Below are 18,364 nucleotides of genomic sequence, written 5' to 3'. Positions count from 1 at the left end.
GTGATCCTCTGGCCCACAACTTCGATGACGGCGCTGAACGAACCATAAGCCTGTGAGATCTTGGCTGCATTCGATGCGACTTCATTGCCGTTAACCCCGAGGGACTGCTGAAGCGCCTTGTACTCCTTCGCGAACTTCTCCCGCTCGGGTCGCGTCCTATTCCAGTGCTCGTAGTCTTCTTCCGAGATGCCAAGGATACCGGCCACTTGGGAGCCTGAGAAGTGCGGGTGCCGTTTGGTGATAGCGTCCATGCCGTTGCTGAGAACGTCGCTCGCATCGCCTTTGGTATCGACGCCGTAGTTCTTCAGCATAACATCGATGCCGGGGTTCGTGCGGCGAGCCTTGGCGAAGCTCTCCAGCATTCCCATCGCGCGAGCGGCCGAACTGCCTGTCTGCTCAAAGGCGTGGCCGAGCGCCTTGATGTTGTTGACGGACGCGCCGGTTCGGCCGGCGACGTAGTAGAGTCGATCGAACTCGCCGAGTGACTTTTGCAGGTGTACTGCGAGAGCGGTCATTGCAGCGGTCGCGACTGCGGCAAACGCCAGGAGGCCAGTAGACGCGAGCCTCGCCGTCGCTGCCATGCCTTCCGCCCGACGTTCAAGTTCGGCCGCCCGTCTAGCACCGGCCTCGTGCGCGTCCCGCTCGGTCTTCTCAAGGCCCGCAACGGCGCGCTCGGTCTTGCCGATCGCCTCTTGCTGCCGCTTGGCGCCGGCCTCATCGACCTTGAAGCCGAGCGAGACAATAAATGCTCGTAGAACGTCGTTCGACATGCCTAGTCTTCCTTCGGTCTGACAATGTAGGTGATACTTTCCCGAAGCTTGCCCGTGTCTACGAGCGGGGTCATCGGTCCAGGCGAGCGCCTGTTCTTCTTTCGATGCAGTCGGGCATACACAGTGCGCGCGGCGAGCGGCGGGGCGATCCCGTCCGTAATGACGCCGCGGACGCTGCTCTGCGCGAGCAGGCCGACACGCTGTAGGGCTTTCGCCCCCTCGGCCTTGCCCGCCGTCCGGTTGCCGCTCGAAACCGTAGCCTCAACCGCGCGGGAGGCCCCCTTCGCGAGCTCGTCGGTGATCTTGTCTTGAATGCGCTCAATGCCGGGAAACAGGAACGGGCGAGCCGGGATGTTCGCTTCCGGGGCGCCGTACTCGTGGATGTATCCGAGCGCTGCGTTCGTGAGCCCGCTATCGCCATGTGCGCCGGCCTCGGACGGGATGCCGATCACGACCTCCATCGACGCGAGGTCGCGAAGGGTGCGCTCTAGTTCCTTCGTGAGATCCTTGCCGCGCTCGACCGGCATCAGGCGGCCCCTCTCGGCGGATCGGCTGGCGGCGGCACCAGGGTCGCGGGATAGGACGACGCGTAGTTCAGGGTCTGCGCCATCGCGTGGCAGTAGGCGTCGAGGCAGTCCATCAACTCGGCCTCGTGCTCAGGCTCGGCCGTCATCGACAGCACGCATCTATCCGGCACGCCCGCAGCCCTCAGGACCACCCTGAAGGGGCCTGAGCGTTCTTCACCGGGGCAAGTCGCGACGACGACGCGGACGGCCGCCACGGTCCACATGTGCCCAATCTCGACGTAGGTGCGCGGTACGTCGGGCGCCGTCTCCGTGGCTATCGGGCGGAGGCGGAGCGGGACCACTTCACCCATCTCAACCTCCCGCCGTGGGAGCATCGTTGTTGAGGTCGTCGCTGATGCCGATAGAGCGGAGTTCGCGGGAGTCGGCATTGAGGCCAACGCCTACGCCTAGCGTGGAATACTGATTGCCACGCGTGTCCCCGCTATGCTCGGCTTTCAGCACCTTATAGAGGCCGTCGGCCTGCACGCCCATGAGATTGCCGGACTGAAGTAGGGCATTGTTGCCCTGACCGGCCACCGATGGATCGAATGCCGCGCGAACAATGCTGCTCTCGTCAATTTTGACCTTGCAGCCGGGGACGATGAGCGGATTGAGCAGGCATTGGAAGTTGACCCCGCCGATTGTCTGCTCAGGCATCCCTATGAGGCCGGAGGAGCTATTCAGGACGATCGTGCTGCCGGGGAGCGTGTTTGCAGCCTTCAGGACGTGGAAGCGGCCGTTCACGTTGAACCACTGCGCCTCGCGCGCCTGGCAGACATCGCGGAGCATCTGGTGGGCCATGCCGCACGCAAGGAACCCGCGCGGGAACTTAGGGCCGCCGAGCTTGTCGATATGCCCTGCCGTGACACCGAATGGTTTGAAGGCACTGAGAGCCATCTGCACGCGGTCATCGTGCGTGTGCCCGGCGGCAAGGGTCTTGTTCAGCGTCGCGAAGTTGCGTGCATTCCCCGAACTGGTTGCAACGATATGCGTCACCACGTCGGCGATGTCCTCGCGAAAGTTTCGAGCCTGCCGGATTTCTCCGCTGAAGATGATTGATGTGCCGCCATCGCGATATCCGGCCGAAAGCGTGACCTTCAAATTTTCCTTCGCGAGCTTTGCATAGCTGTCCTTCGACAGGTTCGAGACGTAGATGTTTGCGTGAGCCGGCGTGGAGGAGACGAACTGATGTGTGTCGAACCGGACGCGCGGGCCGTTGTCGCCGTCGCTGGTGAAGCTGATGCCGCCATCGATCACAACCGTGACTTGGCGAAGGTATTGCTGCCCCATCGCTCCATTACCTCGATACGAGAGCAGCGAGGGTGTAGGCCGCGCGCTGGACCGGCTCAGGGATGGCTCGGACCTGGGATGCGAGCAGTGCAATGAGCAGCACCATGGCGCCGCCGGCCATGCCCTGGAACACGCTCCCGAAAAGGCCGCCGCTCGGGCTCACCTTGCCCTTGACGTTCAAGTCGCCCTTGAGCGCGAAGCCTTTGGCCGACTCCATCGCGATCGCCATACCCGACTTCATGCTGATGCCGGTGTCCTTGTCGAAGGCGAGGGTGTGCTTCCCGTCGTCCACCGAGACCGTGACCCCCTTCTGAGGGTGCAGGGACACGACGTGCTTCCCGTCATCCGATCGCATCTCATGCGCGTCGGGATTGAACTTCGGGAGCTTGCGCGGCGTGGAGCGGATGCCGGGGATGTAGACGGCATCCGAGAGGTCAGCCACACGGGCGTCGATCTGGGCCTGCGTGCCGCCCTGCTGGTGCCAGGCATCCATGGAGCGGGCCATGAACAGGGCGATGCCCTCGTCGTCCTGCTTGATCGGGTGCGTCGAGGTCACGCCGCCGCCGCCCGAGAACTGGATCGGCGCATCGGTGATCGGCGGGTAATCCACCTGCTGCAACGACCCGTCTTCCTTTCGAAAAACTGCCTTCACCGTTGGCTGGATCGAGACGGTGTGCCCGTCCGCATCCTTGATCACCCGAACCGGCATCGCCGTCATGACGCTGGACCTGACCTGATCCGCGAAGCTCTCGAAGACTTCGAGCGGGTCGTCGTATCGCGTGCGCGGGTCCATGGGCCGTCCTCAACCTTCCACGTGACGGCGGGCGCCGGCATGCGGTTGGCGTCGAGCGCTTAGGGCTGAGCGGAGCAGATCACGTGTAAAATGCGAAACAGTTTCGCCTTCGGCGGCGGCCGCGGACGTGATCTCTACCCGAAGCGATCGGTCTAAACGGATGTACAGATGCGATGAATAACGCGACGGCATAATCAGCACTCCCCAGACGGATCATAGGGGAAGCGCCGATATTGTCTTGCGCTAATACGGAATGCCAATATATGAGAAAAATGCATTCCTATAACGCTTTATGTCAAATAGGTGCTATTGATGTTTGATTGGAATGGGGCGGGTATGTCTCAGGCGCATGTCTGCTTGTTCAGGCCGTCTCAAGGCTTCAATGATTTGGCCTCTTGCTGGGCTCTGGCCGCCGCACCTTTAAGCGCGCGTTTCGCCAAATGGACGAATGTGTCCTCAACGATCTGCTTTTTTAGGTCGTTGCTGAACCACGGTTCGTCGCTATCGACCTGAGTATCTGCTGCTTGGATAGACCGGCGTAAATAACCTGCCAATTCGATCATAGTAATTGTATGGTCGGCGCCCCCAAAAAGTAGCCGTATGTTGCGTGTAAATCCATCGTCAACAGCGTCGTGTATATCGTCGTAATTGAACGATTGTCCGATCCTAAATTCTATTTCTTCGCTAAGCGATCGACTGTTCTTCGAGGCAGATGCTTCAAGCTGGTCTCGAATTGATCCACGCGCTCGGAACTTGAAATTGTCTGACTTCCGCTCCGCAGCGGGCTTGGGCGGACGCCCGCGTCGCTTGGGCTCTGGGGTGCTCTCGGTGCTCATCGCTATCGCTCCTGTCGCATTCGCATACATGGGAACGATTTCGGGCGCAATAAGGGTTGCGCGGGACCGCGTTGCGCGCTACGTCGTAATTAACCCCATATCCGGGCGCATTAAAGAGGACGACATGAGCGATGACATCCTTGAGGTCCTTACGAAGCCTGCGGTGAGTGTGGTTCTGGCTGGTCGAGTCCTCGGAGTAGGGCGACGGGCTGCGTATCAGGCAGCGAAAGACGGCTCCCTCCCAGCCTTTCGCGTCGGCACACAGTACCGCGTGCCGACCGCAAAGCTTCGCGAAATGCTTGGTCTGCCAGCGCCGATCGCCGCCTGAGCCCCGCCATGCCGGCGGGCGCGTCCCGCTGGCTTTCCGCGCCGAGCCATCCGGCCAGCGCTCAACAGCAGGAACCGGACATGAGAAACCCCGCGACGCGCGGGGCGAACGCAGGGCTCTCGAACGCAGCTGTGGCGGCTTGCGATCAGAGAGATACGGCGGTTCGTCCCCTTCGGCAAGACTTATTCATCGCTCGACGCTTCGGTCTCCCGCCTGCCACGGCCGGAGCCCTGGCCGAGCTAGCGTTTCCCTCTCGCGACGATTGGCGGTGCCGCCCATGACGGGTACTCCTCGCACGATCGCCACCGTCCGGAAGAACAACTTCCAGGAACTCCGCATCGGTCTCGTGACCCATGCGGGGTGCCGCCTCGTCGATCTCCGGCTCTACGATTTGTCGAAGCCGAAACAGGGCGAGCCCTTCCCAACCAAGGCTGGGTTCTGCCTCGCCTTGGACCGCCTGCCGAAGCTGATTGAGGCCTTGCAGGCCGCCGAGCGAGAGGTGTCGCGATGAGCGCGCTTAACGCTTCGCTCAAAGCCGTCCCGCCGAACGCCGTGGAGTCCGAACAAGGGCTGCTCGGCGCCATCCTCCACCACAACGATGCGATCGACCGGGCTCGGGATTTCGTCCAGCCGGACGATTTCTCGGACCAGGTCCATCAGCAGATCTTCGCAGCGATGGTCGTCCGTCGCGATGCCGGCGAGGCGATCGACCTGGGGCTGATGAAGGCAGTTCTGGGTGATGCGGACCTCGGCGGGGTCTCGGTTGGGCAGTACCTCGTCAACTTGATGCACGGCGCCACCACCGTCAGCAACGCCCCGAGCTACGCCCGCCTCATCGCGCAGGCCGCACGGATGCGGACCGTGTTCGAGACGGCGCAGATTGGCATTGCAGCGATGACGGGCAGCACCGTGCATGACCCGGCCGAGACCGCCGGCAGCATGATCGAGGCGCTGGACGCGGTGGCCAGCGCCGCCCTCGCCGAGCACGCCCGGCGGATCTCACTCGGTGCCAGCGCCGCCAACGTCCTCGCCCGGGCCAACCAGATCCGACAGGGGACCGCACCTCGTGGCGTGCCGTACGGCGTACCGAGGCTCGATGCAGCAACACTCGGGATGCGTCCGGGACAGCTCGTCATTCTCGCCGGGCGCCCCGCCATGGGCAAGACGACGGTCGGTCTGCACGTCGCGATTTCGGCAGCTCGGCACTCCGGCCCGGTCGGGTTCTTTTCCCTGGAAATGGACGGGGACGAACTCAGCGAGCGCGTCATGGCCGCCATTGCCTACGATCCGCGGGCTCGGGAGATGATCTCGTATCGCGCCATCGCCGACGCGGGCAGCCTTTCGAACGAGGCGATGGAGCGCCTCATCGAAGCCCAACGCACCTGCACCGGCATCCCGGTCTGGATCGAGCCGCAGGCCGGTCTGACGCTAGCTCAGATCGCCGCCCGAGCCCGGCAGATGCGGCTGCAGGCCGAACGACAGGGCAAGCCGCTGGCTGCCATCGTCGTCGACCACATCGGGCTGATCCGGCCGTCCAAGCGCTACTCGGGTAACCGGGTTCAGGAAATGACCGAGATCTCCTCCGGGCTGAAGGGACTGGCGAAGGAGCTAGGCATCCCCGTCATCGGGTTGTGCCAGCTCAATCGCGAGGTAGAGAAGCGCCCCGACAAGCGCCCATTGCTCTCCGACCTCCGGGACAGCGGCTCGATTGAGCAGGATGCCGACGTGGTGCTCGGGCTGTTCCGAGAGTCCTACTACCTGGAGCACAAGGTCGGCCGGACGGACGAGGAGGATATCCGACTCTCCGATTGCCAAAACGAGCTGGAAATCGAGATCCTGAAGCAGCGCTCCGGTCCGACGATCCGGGTCACCTGCTTCTGCGATGTCGCTTGCAACGTGCTGGCGGAGGCCGCCCGATGAGCTCGCTTCCCACCATGCCGGTGGGCGTAGATCGGCATATCGCCGACACCGCCCACATGACGAACGAAGAGGCTGGCGCCTATTTCCGGCTGCAGATCTTCGCTTGGCGCTCGCCTGGCTGCTGCTTGCCCGACGATGACGCTCGGTTCGCCCGGATGCTCGGGACCACCCTGAAGCGATGGGCTGTTCTGAAGCCAATCGTGCTGGCCAATTGGGTCCTGGAAAATGGCAATTGGAGCAACCAACAGGTCGCTCGCGAGCATCAATTCGTCAGCGAAAAAGTCGAGCGGAAACGCGCCGCCGGGAGAAAGGGCGGACGGCCTAAGCCATTGGAATTGCACGATCAGGAGGAAGCATCAGGTTCTGCGATCGAGAAGGAAACGGAAAGCAAAACGAAAGCAGCTAAAGCTAAAGCTAAAGAAACCCCTATAGTCCCCACGGGGGACGAGGACCCGGAAGGCTTCGCCGAGTTCAAGGCAGCCTACCCGAAGCGTAGCTCGGTCTTCCCAACGACCCTAGCCCGGAAGCGCTGGCTGGAGGCTCGACGACGAGGCGCGACGCCTGCCGAGATCATTGCTGGCACGAAGGCCTACGCTGCCGAGCAAGAGCGCATCGGCAAGGCTGGTACCGAGTTTGTGAAGACCGCCGACAGTTGGCTGCACCAGCAGCGCTGGCGAGACTACGCTGCGAAGGCCGTTGAGGCAGCGCCAACGGCCGAGATCTCGACCGACGTCTGGCGCGAACGGGTGAAGGCCTGGAAAGCCAGAGGGGGCCACTGGCCCTGGCAGCAGCGGACAGAGCCGCCTGACGACCCGCGGACGAAGGTTCCGGCCCAAATCCTCGCCGAAATCGGGATCGTCCACGGAAACGGGGCGGATCGCGCTGCGCAGTTTCGGAGGGTAGGCTGATGCCCGCTGGCCTCGAAACCTTCGCCAAGGTCCGCGCCCTTCACGACCGTACTGACAGCCCGGGCGAGAAGGCTGCCGCTGCTGGCCCTATGGACGGGTTCGCCCACGCAGCAGGTATGACGACGGCCGAGGCGACCTCCAATCGGGACACCCGCACCGAACCAACGCCGACAACCACTGCGACGTGCTGGCCCTGTTCGGTCACAGCATCACCGATCACGAAATCACTCGCCGGGCGGGCGTTTCCCCTCAGACCGTTGGCGACATCCAGAAGTCGCAGCCATGACCCCGCGCCAGCATGCTGCCTTCGATTGCAGGTTTATGGGCTGGCAGCCGAAAGACCGCCAGCCCTGATGGCCTTAATAGCCGCCGTAGAACCGGCGCGGACCGCCGTACTCGTAGTCGCTACCGCGACGACCATACCCGCCGCCGTAGCCGTATGCTGGCCGCCCCTCATAGTACCCATGAGGACCACCACCGTAGCCGTATCCACGGTCGTTCGGCCGGCAGCGTCCCCACGGATTTGGATGAAAGCCGGGGCCACATCCGCCAGCCACAAGTTCGATTACCGCATCACTGCGGATCTGACCGGACAAGAAGGGAGCGGCATTCGCCGAGGTCGCCGAACCAAGCCCTGCGGCTATCAAAGCGGCTATTCCCAGCACCTTCATGCGCGTCATGACCTGAACCTCGTTAGCGCCCGGCATCGCTCTCAACCAACCGGCGAGTTCGAAGGCTGCACCTCAGTCGCTGAACCGATGCTGACCCACTGCCAAGCGATCCGTTCAGCCACGGCATTCATCCCTCAGGCTGCCCCTCATTCCTTGAGCCTCGCCGCAGCCAAGGCCAACGAGATCCTGGCCCTGCTCGACGGCACCGGCTTTGCGGTCTGGAAGGTGTGCCGATGATCCTCACAGACCTCACTTCCCAAAACGAGGAACCGCCGATGCCAGCGACCGACCTCGATCGTCAGTGGTTCAAGGCCAATCTGGGCCGGAAGTATCGCCATCGTCGAGCGACGCCTGCCGAAATCGCAGGATGGGAGGTGCCGCCACGGGCCGGCTTCGCGGCTTGGTGTATCATCCGGCGGTCGGACAGCGCTTCCGTCTCCTACGCGTTTCCGAGCGATGCGACCTGGGATGTCACGGACGAGGAGTTGGCCGCACTCTTTGAACGCCTGAACGAGGACAGGGCATGAAGGGCCGCTCTATCCCGGCCAAGCCCTCTGACCTCGACAAGCTCGTGGACGAGACCGCGGCCCGCGTCGCGGACGCCACGATCGCGGCCCTACGAAGCATGTTCTCGGAGTCGTTCATTCGGGGTGTGATCGAGCGCGAGGCCAAGATCGCGGTTCAGGCCGCTTTTCTCGCCGAGGCCGAGCGTGTCCGTGTGGAGGTGCCAGCGCAACCGACTACCGGCCTGCGCGCCATAGACCTGACCCCTCTCGCGTACCGACCCAAGAAGGTCTGCGAGATCCTCGGGATCAGTATGGCCCTGTTTCACAAGCTGGTCACGGATGGGAAGCTCGGGGCTCGCAAGATCGGAAGCGCAACGGTCGTTCGGAAGGAAGACCTCGACGCCTATCTGGCGGGGTTGCCGCCGACCATGACAGCCGCGAAGGCCCCTGAAGTGAGATCCCGATGATCCCGCGCCATCACGCACCAGATTAGATCAGCACCATGATCCGCCCCCGCACCACCAGTCACGTCGCCGCCCTATTAGCTGCGAGTCCCAAAGCCGAGATGGCCGCGACGATAACTTCACCCTGGCAAGAAGCCATTGCTCCGATCGTCGAGGCGCTGATGGCAGTCGTTGCCGCTGTCGAAAGGCAGCCTGCAGACGGTCCCGCTTGGAAGGCATTCCAGTCAGCCATCCGTCGAAAGGAAGAGGAAGCCGCAGCAGCGGGCGGTAGCGCAGCGATGGAGGCCGTGCTGCGCGCGGTCGCCGATGGCGCTCCTGACCGCGCTGAGCGCCGCGAAAGCATCATTAGTGCTGCTTGGACAGGGCTGCCGCGGTGGCGATCGGGACGGTAGCGCGTCATACGGTGGCGTCGAGAATGGCAACCTCGATGCCCATCCACATGACTCGAACTTTTGATGGCGTCGGCTCCGGCAGCGAATGGCGGAACTCAATGGGTGCCCAATGCATCACCAGTTCGCTTGGGCCGCCGGTCGCGATCTCCACCTCCAGCGTCAAGACAGAAGCATCCGGACCCTGAGGTTCGGACAAGCCAAGGCGCGGCACCTCATCCACGTTCCCAAGCTCAATCTCCCCGGTGACGGTGATCACGGGCGGGTCCGATGCCACCACGGCAGCCTGCCAGCCGCGGGTTCTTGGAACGATGTCGCCTGTCATCCGAAGGTCTCACGTCAGTCGCAGACTCTAGCGACGCATAGAGCAAGCCAGTGGTCAGCTACTCGCTTCGCTTCCGAGCCTCGTCCTCAGCCTCCGTACCCGGTCGGTCCATCGGGCCGCCGTGTTCTTTGATCTTACCGGTGGTCGTATCCACCGAGGTGATCGCGCTGCCCTCGGGCTTCGGCGTGCCGTTCGGCATCCGCTGGGCCTGCGTGTCGATGGGGTCATCGGACATGGGGGCGGCCTTTCAGATCTCGGTTTCGCGGCGAACGATCACGTCCTCGTCGGTGCCTTTCTGGGCCAAGCCGACATCGGCGCTCTCGCTAGGTACGGGCAGCGGCTCGTTCGTTATACCGTCAGCCAAGCCCTCGCTGGATTGTCCATCGAGGGGCGCGTCGGACGGTTCACCGTCGTTGAGGCGCGGATTGCCGCCGTCGTCATCAGCCAGCGTCAGATTTTCGTTGGACGCGTTCGGGGTGACAGTCATCGCAGGCTCCGAGTGTGCAGGAGCAACGCGCCGGGTTTGGGGTGGGTCCAGGGCCGGTCGAGCACGACTGCACGCACCTACCACCCGAGCCCGATCGCCCGCGTGTCATCGCTAGGTTTGGCCGTCCGCAGGTTCTCAATCACCACCGCCAGCGCCACGAGAGCCGCCGCACGAGGTTCGGCCGTCCTCGCGTCCTGCTTATCGAGGGCTTCTGCGAAAGTGACGGATGCGACCACCGCTTCAGTGATTGCGATATCTAGCCAGGGCGGTACGACGACGCGCCGCTTCAGGCTTGCCGCTGTGCTCGCCGCTGCAGAGGCCACCACCTCACGCATCCCCAGCGTGCCGGTTTCGATGGCCGTCACCCACGGCCTCATCACCGTTGCGAGCAGCGGCGGGAGGCCCGCATCATCCAGAACTCGACCCATCACGTGCGCTCTCCGATCAGTCAGCATCCGACCCCGCGTCCTCTGCCGGGGATGGGCGGTCCATGATGTTGAGCTGCTGCTTCGCGAAATCACAGGCGGCGAACTTCGGGTTGATCTCGCACGACATTTCGAACGCTGCCCGCGCCCGCTGTGGCTGGGCCGCCACCCCCTCGCCGGTGCGGTAGGACTGTCCCAGCATGGCGCAGCCCCATGCTCCGCGCCGATCGCAGTCGAGGAGGAAGCTGCGGTACTCACAGGACTGCTTGTCCGCAACCGGAGCGCCGCGGAAGGCGTCGTGGTAGTGCCCGTTGCGGATGCCGGCGGCGCGGTTCGTACAGCCGGCGGAGTAGCCCATCGCGCAGGCGAGCGCGTGGAAGCGCTGGCCGTCGAACGCATCGGGGACATCGAGCGAGTGATGCTCGTAGGCTTGGGCGAGGTCGAAACAGGCTGGCCCGTTCGCCCAGCGAACGCACAAGCCGTAGCAGTCGGCCGGGTGGAGGGCGCAGGTTCGCTCCGAGGGCCGCTGCGGAGCTGCAAGTCCACGCCAGATCGGACGCTCTCGCTCGAACACATCGGCGGGGCAGGACGCGATGACCCGTGCCGTGCGCGGATCGGCATGCAGGCGCTCCGAGACCTCCGTGGCTTCGGACTTGTTGAACAGCGCCTCGCGAGCGGCTGCGTCGATGTCCACCTCCCCCTCGGCTCCCCCGGCTTGGATGAGCGCCAGGAAGATCATGGGGGCGAGCACAAGCGGAAGCATCGTCGAGCGCATGGACGCACGGTCGTCCACACTGCCTTTCGCCGCAAGGGGCCTAGAGCGGGCAAGGACGCCACCTTGTCCGGCGAACCGACATTGAGGGGTGCACGGACATGCGTAACGTCGTTGGCCTCCCCCAAGCCAAGCGTGAGACCCTGCATACGGTCTGGATCTACGGCACCGCCGCCGGCCTCGATGTCGTGCTGCGCACCGAGGCCGGCCCGGACACCGCCCCTTCGCTGCACGTCAGCGTGATCGCACCCGGCCCGACCGGCATTGAGGACCTCGCCGTGTTCCCGAATTCCACCGAAGGCCGTACTGGCGCCGACGTGGTCGCAGGCGCGGTGCTGCACGCGCTTGAGATTGCTGAGATTGAAGCAACTCCTGGAAGCGCCGCATGACCATCGGCTCGGAAACTTTCGCCAAGGTCCGTGCAGTAGTGGAGCGCAGACAGCCATGATGCCCCGAGAGCAAGCCGCCTTCGTCGCCGGCATTCAGGCCGCCCGGCAGGCCGCCATGACGGCCGCCGTCACCATCGAGGTCTGCGACGACGCCCGAGAGGTTCGCCAGCAGGCCGCTGCCGCAGCCCTTCATGGTCTCGCCGCCGGATTGAAAGTGGCGTTCCTCGACATGCCGACGGCATCGGACCCCGCTGTCACAATGATGGCCGCGACCCAAACCTTACCCGTCAATCGGCCTCGGTGAACGCTGGCGTCACCCAATCGGCATCCTTCGCGGCCGTCAGGAACAGACCTCTCTCTCGGATATCGGTCAGGATCTCGGCCGCGTTTCCGAGGCCGACGATCCCCGACATCGTGTCCATCTCGTTGGCGTCCATCTTGGCGAGCCGACGCCAGCCGCTCGCACCGCCTGGTAGGTTCGCTCCATCCCGATCCGCCGTTGCTGCGAGCCGCGTGCCGTCGATCTCGGCGAAGGTGTAGACGTGTCCGCTGCTCATAGTCCGCACTCCGGTAAGGTGCCAACGATGTAGGCAGCCTCCGGCGGAATGCGCCATTGCCATCATCGCCGCGGCCGACAGCGGGGTACATGTTTTTCGCTCAGGCTGTCGTGTGCCGAGGCTAGCCTATGAAGCCTACTGAAGCCTCTGCTGTAAGGCCGGACACCCGACGATCATGTCGTAGCCGCTCCGATGACCTGAGCACCGTCCGCACCCTACGGTCCGCCACCCCTGTAGTTTGATCCTATCTATTGTTATACTAGTCCTCGATAGGATCTGACATGCAAAATCTTCTGACCCGTCTCGGGCGTCTTGAAACCGCAATCATCGTGAAGCCGCCAAGTGCGGTGCGCTGCTTCTTGGTCCAAGGCCCGCATGACTTAGGTGCAGGTGATGCTGCAGCATTCCTCCGCGAGCGGGGGCATCACCTCGATGCGAAGGCGTTGAACATCATCCGCGTCGTCGTTGGTGCCGAGGATGGGCGGCCGACCGACCTGCCGCTGAAGGACCTTACGCCGGAGCAGTTGAGATGAGGGCTTGGCTGTTTCTCCGCTGCTTTTTACAGCCATCCTCGCGCCTAGGAGATGCCTATGCCGGGTGACGGTCGGCCATTCGAGCAAGGCCGGAGCGGCAATCCCAGCGGCCGCCCAAGGGGCGCCCGCAACCGTTCGACCCTGGCCCTGCAAGCCATCTTGGATGGCGAGAGCGAGGCATTGACCCGTCGGGCAATAGAGATGGCCCTGGGCGGCGATACGGTCGCGCTGCGGATGTGCATGGATCGGCTGATGCCGGTTCGGAAGGACCGGCCGATCACCTTCACGCTCCCTGAGATTGAGACGGCAGCCGACCTCACCAAGGCGACCAAGGCTCTGATGCAGGGTGTCGCCGACGGCGAGATCACTCCAAGCGAGGCCGCCGAACTGTCCAAGCTCGTTGATGCGCACGTGAAGGCCATCGAAGCCGTCGACTTCGCCGGGCGTCTTGCTGCCTTGGAAGAGACAGCAGGTAACAAAGGAGGGCGCCGATGACGCTGCGTACGATAGATAGGCTGACACGCCTGGAAGCAGGGTGCGCGCCGATAGCGACCAGCAAGCACCTCGTCTTTCAGGTTGAGGCTCCGCCTAGGACGCCGCTCAGCGATATCGTCGCCTTCCTGAAAGCCCGCGGCCACGCCATCCACGACGGCGACGACGCCTTCGTGATGAACGTTGGGGACTACCGCATGGCCGAGGGCGAGCCGCCGCGGGATCTGTCTCCCGCCATCCTGACGGAGGAGGCGCGTGCACAGGCCGGGGCAGCCGGCCAGTGGCCGAAGACCTGCGCTGCCTTCACCTTCCAGTTGGACCGGCCGAGGAACGTGCAATGACCCCGAAGCTGATCGAGCGTCTGAACCGCCTGGAAGCCGGACAGGCGGGGCGCGGCGGCCAGGGACCGGCATCCCGTAAGTTGACCCAGGTCTGGCTCCGGGCCGTCGCCATTGCGCTCGGCGGCTATCCTCGGCCGCAGTCCTCGGCCTCGCCGCATGTGGAGGACTCCTACAGCGACGGCTTCGCTCGGGCGCTCGGGTATGCCGATCACGACGACATGGAGGCCCAGGCCGAAACGAGCCCTGATGAGTGGGGCCAGCGGATCGAACGGGCGGACGCCGCCCTGTGCCAACGGTACGGCGCTGCCGCCTGCCCTGATCCGCACAGCTGCAGTTCCGAGATGATGATCGCGGCGCTGAATGAGTGGGCCGGAGCGAAGGCGCAGAACCCTGACTGGCCCGCGGCAGACGATAGCGGCACCCTCGCCCGCGCCCTCACCGCCTATGGCGTTCCGGCCGAGCCCGTGGAGACGCACTAATGACCTCGAACCTGATGACGCGGCTGACCCGGCTCGAAGGGCAAGCTGTTCTGCCTCCTGCCATGGCCAACCCATTGAACCCTGGCATCCGACTGTTGCTGCTGCTCCTGGCTGTCCACGCTGGCGGCCTCGGGGCCAAGCAGTCCATAGCTGAGGGCGTGGCGCGGGCGCTCGGTTACGGGCATGTCAAAGAGACGCGGGCTGCGATGCAGGCCGAGGGGGCAGCCTTTATCGGGTGGAACTCCCGGCACCGCGAGGCGGTCACGCTGCTCCTGAGCCAGCGGAACGGCGGGCCGGCGACTGGAATGGACCGCAACGAGGTGGCGATCCGATCCTTGATCGCGGACATGCCCGAGGCGTTCCAGGCGTACCCCTACCTCGTAGACGCAGAGCCGGCGATCATCCTCGCGACTGAATGGGTAAGCCTGTGACGCCGCCCATCCTCAGCAAGCGCCTGGCCGCCTTGGAAGCTACCCAAGAGACCATGCCCAGGCACTACACGCCTGATGAGATCGAGGCCGCTCGGCTCCGGTATGAAGCCCTCCTGGAAGAGCCGTGCGAGCGCACCCCGCAGCAGGCGGCCTACTACGCGACCCGGACGCTGAAAGAGATCGCCGCGGACTACGACGCCATGCTCAGGGGCACTCCGGCGCTGTGGCTTCTTTGAGAAGGTCGCGGCACCACAACGGTGTCCCTTGCATCACTCGCCCGGAACTGACGGCGGACGAGCAGATGGCGCGGTACGAAAGATATAGATTGGGTTAATTTCTCGTATGTGTTGATCCTGACTTGGAAGATAAATCCGTTCTGAATGACCAAATTATGGTTTGGCCCGTGCTATAAAGCGACGCTGCCATTAGTGCCATGGCAGGGTGATTGCATTTGTAAAGTTTGGCGAACGCGATAGCTTCTGCAGGGGAGTCTGCCTGAATGTTGCGGCCGTCCACTGCTCGTCCAGACCGCCCATCATCGAAGCGTAAGATGCATTCTAAGCGGTAGATTGGCATGGTTGCCTTCAAGCCTTGCAGGCATGTGAACGAAGATAACGCATTAAATAATAAAGCATCGAAACTTCTGTCATGCGTTGAGCTCTGGAGCTAACTAACATTGAGGATTGACAAGCCGGCGAAAGGACCGTCGCGCCACATGACCCGCATGCGCACTGATCGCTGAGAACCCTGTAGCTTCAGTTCGACACAACCCGATAGCGGTTCTCTCTGTGAGACCGAGATCCTGGCCCCTTCCTTTGAAACGTCCCGCACGACGCAAGGGATTTCATCCCCATCATCCGTGCGGAGCGCCCCGATAATCATTGTCTCACGGCGCGGAGATCGCCGGGGATAATTGGGTTCGTCCATGTTGCTTCGTCCATCGAATGACGGAAGCGTAGGCGCTCAATGGTTCAGAAAGGCTGACAAAAGGACTAGATTGATCAAAATCCGAACAAATTTCCGAACGCCATCTTCCACTTTAGCGGGATATGTGTATTATATTTGCCTCTGTAGGTTGCAAGCGATCGAGAGTCAGCTATGGACGAAACGGAACAGGGCTTGTCTGACAACAAGCTCGACATGACGGCCGAACTCGTCGCCGCCTACGTCTTGAATAACAACGTGCCGATGAGCGAACTGGCGGCTCTGATCACCAAGGTGCATGCTGCCCTTACTGGCCTCGGCAATGAAGCCCCGGTCGAACCCGTGGGCCCTGAGAAAGCGACCGCAGCTCAGATCAAGAAGTCGGTCACGCCGGATGCGCTGATCAGCTTCGAGGACGGTAAATCCTACAAGACGCTACGCCGGCACCTGACACTGCGGGGTCTGACCCCCGAAGCTTACCAGACGAAATACGGCCTGCCGGCCGACTACCCGATGACGACCGCCAACTACTCGGCGCAGCGTTCCGAGCTGGCGCGCTCCCTTGGTCTCGGTCAGATGCGGCGGAAGTCATCGCTCAAGGCTACTTCATTGGATGACATCTTCGCCGCGACACCCGCGACCCGCGGTGGCAGGGCCAAGGCTGATAGCACTTCGTAGACTGCCTCGAAGGTCCGTGGGTGGAGCAAGGCTGCCGAAACAGCTTGAGGCCACTCAATGGCACACCTTGCTACCTGACCGATCACCGCCAGCTTCGTATGCTGGCGGTGCGGTAGCTTCACTTTTGAGTGAGCCAGCGGTGGAATTAATCAAATATTTTGGGCTTGGTGCGATACTTAATTTGATTTTGCCTTACGAGCTTAGAACGACAATGATCGGCACCAAGCACAAGAAAAGTCTCGGTGTTTTTGGCGTTGGTGCCGATGATCTTGCATTGATCAGAGCTCAGGCGGAAGTCGTGCGGAACCGCATGCCTACGTTGCTCTTCGAATTGCAGGAAACGTTTGCAAGTTGGCCAGAGATTGATGCGGCGTTGCGAGTGCCCGAGGTTCATGAAGCACGCCTCGCGCACTGGATCATGGTTGCCTCCGGTGAAATCGGGGCGGCCTTTGACGAGTCAATCGAGCGGTTGGCAACGGCGTTCAGCAGAAACAAGGTACCGGCTTACGCTATCGTCATCTGCCATTCTGTCGTGTCGCGAGCCCTTGTTCGTGAACTTGGTCTGGCCGCACCGATCCCGCAAGCGTTCGGGACGCCCCGAACGTTGAAGCGGATTAGCGAGCATCGGGCTCTTACCAGCGTCATCAGCCAACTGGCTTGGTTCGATCTGGAATTGTTGTTGGAGACCTACACGCGGGTCGATGACGAGCGGCGCCATGATGCCCTCATGCAACTCAAAGGTTTCCAGAACCAAGTCCAGGACATCGTGGCCGGCGTGACTGAGGGGGCCAACGCCGTCAGCAGTCGTGCCGGGCTCACTGTCCAAGCCATCATCGAGACCGCGAGCCTTGCTGAGACCGTGACAGGCGCGTCACAGGAGGCTTCCCAGAACGTCGATGGCGTAGCGGCGGCGGCGGAGGAGTTGTCGGCATCGTTGAGCGAGGTGTCACAGCAAGTCACACGTGCCGCCGTGATCGCGCAAGCTGCCAACCAAGCAGCACAGCAGACCGACGCGACCGTCCAAGGCTTGTCCGGGTCCGCATCTCGTATCAGCGATGTCGTGTCGCTCATCTCCTCTATCGCCAGCCAGACCAACCTCTTGGCTCTCAACGCGACGATCGAGGCGGCACGGGCTGGCGAGGCGGGTCGTGGGTTTGCTGTGGTGGCGGCAGAGGTGAAGAGCCTCGCCGGCCAGACCGCAAAGGCAACGGAAGAAATCTCTGCGCAGGTCGCAGGGATGCAGAGTGCCACAGCTTCTGCCGTCACGGCGATCGAGCGGATCGCCACAATGATCAGCGAGATGGATCAGGTCGCCGCTACGATGGCAGCCGCCGTCGATCAGCAGCGGGCGGCAACCCAAGAAATCGCAGGGAATGTGAGCCGAGCCGCTGCAGGTACCCAAGAGGTCGCTGGCAGCATAACGGGCGTCAGCAACGCAGCGAACACGGCTGGAACGGCAGCGGACGAGTTGCAAGGTGTTGCTCGTCAGTTGGCAAGTGAGGCGGTCAAACTCGAGAACGCCATGTCTATTCTGGTAGCCCAAGGGCGGGCAGCATGATCGGCTTGCCGTCACAAACCTGACAGGAGCACGATAAGGGCAAACGCCTACGACTCTACCACCATTTCTGGGGGGCGCCTGTAGCTTGCATCAAGCCTCAGGGCATCTGTGGTCGCGCAGCCTGTCTAGGTACGTTGAACGCTCAGGCGGCGTGAGATTGATGCACGGCGACCGGTGGCAAGGCATCACGCCTGCCTACAAGACGGACTCTCATTGTCGTTGGCAGGCTGTATGCCGGCATCAGGGCTACAAGCCTCCCGATAGGCGGATGCGGAACTATGAGCCGACAGATCATTCCACTACGCCCGAAGGGGGCTGGGCAATCGGCTCTCGCTCGGACCGATGTCGCCGCCGTAGCGCTCCTGGCCGGGGGCCAATCTACGAGCCTGCAGGCGGCGCGGGCCGAGGTGATCCTCGCAGACCTGCGGCTACGGCGGGATGAAATGACGGCGTTGCTCTCCGACCTGCGTAGCCGGGAAACGAGTAGGCTACCTCATATCGATGTTGCGAACGCCAATCTCATCGTCGCGAT

Annotated in this window: 32 protein-coding genes; 18 read left to right on the top strand and 14 right to left on the bottom strand. The window is 62.9% G+C overall.

The genetic code is table 11. The annotated features are described in order from the left end of the window. The 6 genes from MKK64_RS08470 to MKK64_RS08445 form a co-directional block, all read right to left on the bottom strand. Nucleotides 1-770, bottom strand: a 770-nt coding sequence (locus MKK64_RS08470) for a hypothetical protein (RefSeq protein ID WP_243933525.1), incomplete at its 3' end; no start/stop codon positions are given. A 2-nt stretch (nucleotides 771-772) separates the two neighbouring features. Next, a complete protein-coding gene (locus MKK64_RS08465; protein WP_243933524.1) occupies nucleotides 773-1,297 on the bottom strand; it encodes a hypothetical protein in 525 nt (174 codons plus the stop codon). Beyond that, nucleotides 1,297-1,452, bottom strand: a complete 156-nt coding sequence (locus tag MKK64_RS08460) for a hypothetical protein (RefSeq protein WP_243933517.1) — start codon at nucleotides 1,450-1,452, stop codon at nucleotides 1,297-1,299. The genes MKK64_RS08465 and MKK64_RS08460 overlap by 1 nt, the downstream gene beginning before the upstream one ends. A 196-nt stretch (nucleotides 1,453-1,648) precedes the next feature. Further along, a complete protein-coding gene (locus MKK64_RS08455; RefSeq protein WP_243933515.1) occupies nucleotides 1,649-2,626 on the bottom strand; it encodes a phage protein in 978 nt (325 codons plus the stop codon). A 7-nt stretch (nucleotides 2,627-2,633) separates the two neighbouring features. Then, nucleotides 2,634-3,419 carry a Gp138 family membrane-puncturing spike protein gene (locus MKK64_RS08450; protein ID WP_243933514.1) on the bottom strand — a complete coding sequence of 262 codons (786 nt, stop codon included), beginning with the start codon at nucleotides 3,417-3,419 and terminating at the stop codon, nucleotides 2,634-2,636. 371 nt (nucleotides 3,420-3,790) lie between these two features. Further along, complete coding sequence (locus MKK64_RS08445; RefSeq protein ID WP_243933512.1) at nucleotides 3,791-4,255, bottom strand: Arc family DNA-binding protein; 465 nt, start codon at nucleotides 4,253-4,255, stop codon at nucleotides 3,791-3,793. A 605-nt stretch (nucleotides 4,256-4,860) separates the two neighbouring features. Between MKK64_RS08445 and MKK64_RS08440 the strand changes: the two genes are divergently transcribed. From MKK64_RS08440 to MKK64_RS08430, 3 genes are read left to right on the top strand one after another with little or no spacing between them, the layout of a single operon-like run. Then, complete coding sequence (locus MKK64_RS08440; protein WP_243933504.1) at nucleotides 4,861-5,094, top strand: hypothetical protein; 234 nt, start codon at nucleotides 4,861-4,863, stop codon at nucleotides 5,092-5,094. Further along, entirely contained in the window at nucleotides 5,091-6,503 is a 1,413-nt protein-coding gene (locus MKK64_RS08435) for a replicative DNA helicase (RefSeq protein ID WP_243933497.1), read from the top strand. The genes MKK64_RS08440 and MKK64_RS08435 overlap by 4 nt, the downstream gene beginning before the upstream one ends. Continuing rightward, nucleotides 6,500-7,411 (top strand): DUF1376 domain-containing protein, encoded by a 912-nt coding sequence (locus tag MKK64_RS08430; RefSeq protein WP_243933495.1) that lies wholly within the window; start codon nucleotides 6,500-6,502, stop codon nucleotides 7,409-7,411. The genes MKK64_RS08435 and MKK64_RS08430 overlap by 4 nt, the downstream gene beginning before the upstream one ends. A 359-nt stretch (nucleotides 7,412-7,770) precedes the next feature. Here MKK64_RS08430 and MKK64_RS08425 read toward each other — a convergent pair whose 3' ends face one another. Next, the gene (locus MKK64_RS08425) at nucleotides 7,771-8,058 is read right to left on the bottom strand and encodes a GCG_CRPN prefix-to-repeats domain-containing protein (protein WP_243933527.1); all 288 of its coding nucleotides are present in this window, start codon (nucleotides 8,056-8,058) and stop codon (nucleotides 7,771-7,773) included. Here MKK64_RS08425 and MKK64_RS08420 point away from each other — a divergent pair. From MKK64_RS08420 to MKK64_RS08405, 4 genes are read left to right on the top strand one after another with little or no spacing between them, the layout of a single operon-like run. Then, nucleotides 7,939-8,319 carry a hypothetical protein gene (locus MKK64_RS08420; RefSeq protein WP_243933529.1) on the top strand — a complete coding sequence of 127 codons (381 nt, stop codon included), beginning with the start codon at nucleotides 7,939-7,941 and terminating at the stop codon, nucleotides 8,317-8,319. The two genes, MKK64_RS08425 and MKK64_RS08420, sit on opposite strands and share 120 nt — an antisense overlap. Further along, nucleotides 8,316-8,609: a hypothetical protein gene (locus tag MKK64_RS08415; protein WP_243933493.1), complete on the top strand. Its 294-nt coding sequence runs from the start codon at nucleotides 8,316-8,318 to the stop codon at nucleotides 8,607-8,609. Before MKK64_RS08420 ends, MKK64_RS08415 begins: the two co-directional genes overlap by 4 nt. Beyond that, the gene (locus tag MKK64_RS08410) at nucleotides 8,606-9,055 is read left to right on the top strand and encodes a helix-turn-helix domain-containing protein (protein ID WP_243933491.1); all 450 of its coding nucleotides are present in this window, start codon (nucleotides 8,606-8,608) and stop codon (nucleotides 9,053-9,055) included. Before MKK64_RS08415 ends, MKK64_RS08410 begins: the two co-directional genes overlap by 4 nt. 35 nt (nucleotides 9,056-9,090) lie before the next feature. After that, complete coding sequence (locus MKK64_RS08405; RefSeq protein ID WP_243933484.1) at nucleotides 9,091-9,444, top strand: hypothetical protein; 354 nt, start codon at nucleotides 9,091-9,093, stop codon at nucleotides 9,442-9,444. Nucleotides 9,445-9,448: 4 nt separating this feature from the next. On the opposite strand, the gene MKK64_RS08400 is transcribed toward MKK64_RS08405, so the two are convergent. From MKK64_RS08400 to MKK64_RS08380, 5 genes are all read right to left on the bottom strand, one after another. Then, a complete protein-coding gene (locus tag MKK64_RS08400; RefSeq protein ID WP_243933482.1) occupies nucleotides 9,449-9,766 on the bottom strand; it encodes a hypothetical protein in 318 nt (105 codons plus the stop codon). A gap of 58 nt (nucleotides 9,767-9,824) precedes the next feature. Continuing rightward, complete coding sequence (locus tag MKK64_RS08395; RefSeq protein WP_243933480.1) at nucleotides 9,825-10,001, bottom strand: hypothetical protein; 177 nt, start codon at nucleotides 9,999-10,001, stop codon at nucleotides 9,825-9,827. A gap of 12 nt (nucleotides 10,002-10,013) precedes the next feature. Beyond that, entirely contained in the window at nucleotides 10,014-10,253 is a 240-nt protein-coding gene (locus MKK64_RS08390; RefSeq protein WP_243933478.1) for a hypothetical protein, read from the bottom strand. 77 nt (nucleotides 10,254-10,330) lie between these two features. Further along, on the bottom strand, nucleotides 10,331-10,681 hold the full coding sequence (locus tag MKK64_RS08385; RefSeq protein ID WP_243933475.1) for a hypothetical protein: 351 nt from the start codon (nucleotides 10,679-10,681) through the stop codon (nucleotides 10,331-10,333). A gap of 16 nt (nucleotides 10,682-10,697) precedes the next feature. Further along, nucleotides 10,698-11,453, bottom strand: coding sequence for a hypothetical protein (locus MKK64_RS08380; protein ID WP_243933473.1), 756 nt, complete (start codon nucleotides 11,451-11,453; stop codon nucleotides 10,698-10,700). Between the two features lie 98 nt (nucleotides 11,454-11,551). Here MKK64_RS08380 and MKK64_RS08375 point away from each other — a divergent pair, with 98 nt between their 5' ends. Both MKK64_RS08375 and MKK64_RS08370 read left to right on the top strand, forming a co-directional pair. Then, a complete protein-coding gene (locus MKK64_RS08375) occupies nucleotides 11,552-11,839 on the top strand; it encodes a hypothetical protein (protein ID WP_147725432.1) in 288 nt (95 codons plus the stop codon). 55 nt (nucleotides 11,840-11,894) lie between these two features. Further along, nucleotides 11,895-12,143, top strand: a complete 249-nt coding sequence (locus MKK64_RS08370) for a hypothetical protein (protein ID WP_243933471.1) — start codon at nucleotides 11,895-11,897, stop codon at nucleotides 12,141-12,143. Here MKK64_RS08370 and MKK64_RS08365 read toward each other — a convergent pair. Continuing rightward, the gene (locus MKK64_RS08365; protein ID WP_243933461.1) at nucleotides 12,127-12,396 is read right to left on the bottom strand and encodes a hypothetical protein; all 270 of its coding nucleotides are present in this window, start codon (nucleotides 12,394-12,396) and stop codon (nucleotides 12,127-12,129) included. The two genes, MKK64_RS08370 and MKK64_RS08365, sit on opposite strands and share 17 nt — an antisense overlap. 281 nt (nucleotides 12,397-12,677) lie before the next feature. Here MKK64_RS08365 and MKK64_RS08360 point away from each other — a divergent pair, with 281 nt between their 5' ends. From MKK64_RS08360 to MKK64_RS08335, 6 genes are read left to right on the top strand one after another with little or no spacing between them, the layout of a single operon-like run. Then, a complete protein-coding gene (locus tag MKK64_RS08360; protein WP_243933459.1) occupies nucleotides 12,678-12,929 on the top strand; it encodes a hypothetical protein in 252 nt (83 codons plus the stop codon). 57 nt (nucleotides 12,930-12,986) lie between these two features. Then, nucleotides 12,987-13,424 carry a DUF5681 domain-containing protein gene (locus MKK64_RS08355; RefSeq protein ID WP_243933457.1) on the top strand — a complete coding sequence of 146 codons (438 nt, stop codon included), beginning with the start codon at nucleotides 12,987-12,989 and terminating at the stop codon, nucleotides 13,422-13,424. Next, nucleotides 13,421-13,762 carry a hypothetical protein gene (locus tag MKK64_RS08350; protein WP_243933455.1) on the top strand — a complete coding sequence of 114 codons (342 nt, stop codon included), beginning with the start codon at nucleotides 13,421-13,423 and terminating at the stop codon, nucleotides 13,760-13,762. The genes MKK64_RS08355 and MKK64_RS08350 overlap by 4 nt, the downstream gene beginning before the upstream one ends. Continuing rightward, on the top strand, nucleotides 13,759-14,241 hold the full coding sequence (locus tag MKK64_RS08345; protein WP_243933453.1) for a hypothetical protein: 483 nt from the start codon (nucleotides 13,759-13,761) through the stop codon (nucleotides 14,239-14,241). The genes MKK64_RS08350 and MKK64_RS08345 overlap by 4 nt, the downstream gene beginning before the upstream one ends. After that, nucleotides 14,241-14,672, top strand: a complete 432-nt coding sequence (locus MKK64_RS08340) for a hypothetical protein (RefSeq protein ID WP_243933451.1) — start codon at nucleotides 14,241-14,243, stop codon at nucleotides 14,670-14,672. Before MKK64_RS08345 ends, MKK64_RS08340 begins: the two co-directional genes overlap by 1 nt. Then, complete coding sequence (locus MKK64_RS08335) at nucleotides 14,669-14,908, top strand: hypothetical protein (RefSeq protein WP_243933442.1); 240 nt, start codon at nucleotides 14,669-14,671, stop codon at nucleotides 14,906-14,908. The genes MKK64_RS08340 and MKK64_RS08335 overlap by 4 nt, the downstream gene beginning before the upstream one ends. 430 nt (nucleotides 14,909-15,338) lie before the next feature. On the opposite strand, the gene MKK64_RS28400 is transcribed toward MKK64_RS08335, so the two are convergent. Next, nucleotides 15,339-15,599, bottom strand: a complete 261-nt coding sequence (locus MKK64_RS28400) for a PilZ domain-containing protein (protein WP_409567921.1) — start codon at nucleotides 15,597-15,599, stop codon at nucleotides 15,339-15,341. 171 nt (nucleotides 15,600-15,770) lie between these two features. Between MKK64_RS28400 and MKK64_RS08330 the strand changes: the two genes are divergently transcribed. The 3 genes from MKK64_RS08330 to MKK64_RS08320 all read left to right on the top strand — a co-directional run. Then, nucleotides 15,771-16,274: a MucR family transcriptional regulator gene (locus MKK64_RS08330; protein ID WP_243933440.1), complete on the top strand. Its 504-nt coding sequence runs from the start codon at nucleotides 15,771-15,773 to the stop codon at nucleotides 16,272-16,274. Between the two features lie 139 nt (nucleotides 16,275-16,413). Continuing rightward, nucleotides 16,414-17,832, top strand: coding sequence for a globin-coupled sensor protein (locus tag MKK64_RS08325; RefSeq protein WP_243933435.1), 1,419 nt, complete (start codon nucleotides 16,414-16,416; stop codon nucleotides 17,830-17,832). A gap of 278 nt (nucleotides 17,833-18,110) precedes the next feature. Continuing rightward, on the top strand, nucleotides 18,111-18,364 hold a 254-nt coding region (locus MKK64_RS08320), incomplete at its 3' end, for a hypothetical protein (RefSeq protein ID WP_243933433.1).

This window comes from Methylobacterium sp. E-025 (genome assembly GCF_022829705.1).
Classification (GTDB): domain Bacteria; phylum Pseudomonadota; class Alphaproteobacteria; order Rhizobiales; family Beijerinckiaceae; genus Methylobacterium.
This window is presented reverse-complemented; position numbering and strand designations above follow the sequence as displayed.